Annotated in this window: 1 protein-coding gene; it reads left to right on the forward strand. The window is 74.6% G+C overall.

All coding sequences use genetic code 11. The annotated features are described in order from the left end of the window. Nucleotides 1–504 precede the first annotated feature (504 nt). Nucleotides 505–3,202: hypothetical protein (locus ACFWZ5_RS25800; protein WP_384891299.1), on the forward strand; the 2,698-nt coding region annotated here is incomplete at its 3' end.

Consider the following 3,202-nt stretch of genomic DNA (forward strand, 5'->3'; position numbering starts at 1 on the left):
GGGCCGCTCCCGGGGCGCGGGAGCGGCCGACGTCTCAGCCCGTGCAGGCGGCAGGGCGACGCGGACGCGGGCCGCGTGGGCCCCAGCCGGAGTCGCCGTGCCCCCTCCCCCGTGCCGGGCACGCAGAGCGGATCCCACGGCCTGGGCGCGCCGCACGCGACGCGTCGTACCGGCACCGGTCCCTCCCCTCGTGGGGACCGGTGCCGAACGACGCTTCGCGGGTCTGTTGCGTACGCGCGAGGAGACCCTCGCCACCACTTCGTAACTCCGGCGGAAACCAGCCAGGAACACGCAGCACCATGAGTCGCCTCTCCGAGCGTCGGTCCTGTGGCCTGCTCCGACGCCTCGTGGTGGGTTCGCTACTGCGCCGCGATCCTGCCATTTACGGCTCGGGCTGAGGAGGTTCCGGTGCCGTCCGGCCAACTTCTTCGCAGGTCAGACGTATAAAGTGACTTTTCCGGTCCGGATGTCCAGGTGCGGCGGAAGAGCAGCTGAAGAGAAGGGGTGGAGGCCTTGAGTCCCGACTCGGGCGCACGCACAGCCTTCGCGGAACGCCTCGCGCTGCTGTACCAGGAGGCTGGAAACCCTCCCCTCAAGCGCGTGGCCGAGGCCGTCGCCCAGCTCCAGCGGGTCGATGAACGCGGGCGGCCCGTGCGGGTGTCCGCGCAGCGGATCAGCGACTGGCGGCGGGCCAAGAACGTGCCCGCGCAGTTCGCCGCCCTCACGGCGGTCCTGCACGTCCTGATACCCGAGGCGCGGCGCGAGCGGCCCGCGCCGGTGGCCCCGGGCCTGTACGACCTCGCCCAGTGGCAGCGCCTGTGGGAGCGCGCCGTGTCCGACCCGGCCGGCGAAGGAGCCGCGGCGGCCGTGGAGGACGAGGGGCGGGCTCCGGGTGACACCCCGGCCGCCCCCCTCGTGTGTCCGTACCGCGGGCTCGCCTCGTACCGGCAGCAGGACGCGCAGTGGTTCTTCGGGCGGGAGCGGAGCACGGAGGCGCTCGTCGGCCAGCTCCGCGCGGCGGAGAAGACCGGCGGCCTCGTCATGCTCGTCGGCGCGTCCGGGGCCGGGAAGTCATCCCTCCTGAACGCGGGGCTCGTGCCGACGCTGCGGAGCGGGGCGCTGGGTGAGGGGGACGGCGAGGGCGGTCCGGTGCTGCAGCTCGTGCCGGGCGGCGATCCCCTCGCGGAGCTGACCGAGCGGATACCCGAGCTCGCCCGGCCGGTGGCCGAGGGGCCCGGTGCGCCCGGGTTCGCCGACGCGGTGCGGGAGTCCGTGACGGCGTGGGCGCGGCGCGAGGCGTCCGCCGCCGCCCGGCCCGTCGTCATCGTGGACCAGTTCGAGGAGGCGTTCACCCTCTGCTCCGACGAGGCGGAGCGGCGCGCCTTCGTCCAGCTCCTCCACGCCGCGTGCTCGCCCGCCGACTCCGGCGACCCGGCCCCCGCGCTCGTGGTCCTCGGCATCCGCGCCGACTTCTACGAGGAGTGCCTCGGGCACCCCGAGCTGGCCGACGCGCTCCAGCACCGGCACATGGTGCTCGGGCCACTGACCACCACGGAACTGCGCACGGCGGTGACCGGGCCCGCCAAGGCCGTGGGCCTCGAGCTTGAGCCCGGTCTCGCGGAGCTGATCGTCCGCGAAGTGAGCGCCAACGGGCTCCACGGGGCGCACCACGCGGGTGTCCTGCCGCTCCTCTCGCACGCGCTGCTCGCCACCTGGCAGCGGCGGAAGGGCGGCCGTCTCACGCTCGCCGGCTACCGCGCGGCGGGGGGAATCCAGGGAGCGGTGGCGGCGACCGCCGAGCGCGCCTGGTCGACGCTCGACCCGGCGGCGCGCACGGCCGCGCGGCTGCTCCTGCTCCGCCTTGTCTGGCTCGGCGAGGACACCCAGGCCACCCGGAGGCGGGGCACGCGGCGCCAGCTCGCGGAGGGGTCGACGAACCCCGGCAAGACGGAGGAGTCGCTCGAAGCCCTGGTCCGCGCCCGCCTGGTGACCCTCGACGCGGAGACCGTGGAGATCACGCACGAGGCGCTGCTGCACGCCTGGCCGCGCCTGCGCGAGTGGATCGACGAGGACAGGAACGACAACCTCCTGCGGCAGCGCGTCGAGGAGGACAGCAGGACCTGGGAGGACTCCGACCGCGACACGGCCCTGCTCTACCGGGGCTCCCGTCTTGAGCAGGCCCGCGCCTGGGCGGACTCCGCCGAGGACACCTTCCTGACGCGCTGCGCCACGGACTTCCTCGCCGCGTCGGACCGGCTGCGCAAGCGCACGGTCCGGCTCCGGCGCGGCGCGGTGTCGGCCCTGCTCGCGCTCGCCCTGTTCGCCGTCACCGCGGCGGTGGTCGCCTGGCAGCAGCGCAACGACGCGGTGGCCAAGCGGAACGACGCGGTCTTCGAGCAGGTGACCGCCGAGGCCGACCGCGCCAAGGCCACCGACCCGTCCCTGTCCGCCCAGCTCGACCTGGTGGCCCACCGCCTGCGGCCCGACGACGAGGGCACGCAGAATCGTTTGATCTCCATCGTGAACGCGCCCCTCGCCACCCAGCTCCGCGGCCACACCGGCGCCGTCTACCTCACCTCGTTCAGCCCGGACGGACGGCTCCTCGCCACCGCGAGCTACGACCGGACGGTCCGGCTGTGGGACGTGGCGAACCGGTCACGGCCCAAGCCCCTGGGCAAGCCCCTCACCGGCCACACGAGTTGGGTGAGCAGCGCGGTCTTCAGCCCGGACGGCGCCACCCTCGCCAGCGCTTCGGACGACGGCACGATCCGGCTGTGGGACGTGCGGGACCGCGCCCGGCCGCGCCCGCTCGGCGCGCCCGTGACCGGCCACCGCGGCACCATCTACCTCCTCGCCTTCAGCCCGGACGGAGGCACGCTGGCCTCCGCCAGCGAGGACCACACCGTCCGCCTGTGGAACATGGCGGACCCGCGCCGCCCGAAGGCGCTGCGCACCCTGACCGGCCACACCGCCCCGGTGCGGTCCGTGGCGTTCAGCCCCGACGGGCGGACCCTGGCGGCCGGGGGCGACAACGGCGTGATCCGGCTGTGGAACACGGCCGACCCGCGCCACCCGGAGCCGGTCAGGAAGGTGCTCACCGGGCACAAGGAGACGGTGCACTCCGTGGCCTTCAACGCCGACGGCCGCACCCTCGCCAGCGGCAGCACCGACAACACCGTCCGGCTCTGGAACGTGGCCGACC

This window comes from Streptomyces sp. NPDC059003 (genome assembly GCF_042740445.1).
GTDB lineage: Bacteria > Actinomycetota > Actinomycetes > Streptomycetales > Streptomycetaceae > Streptomyces.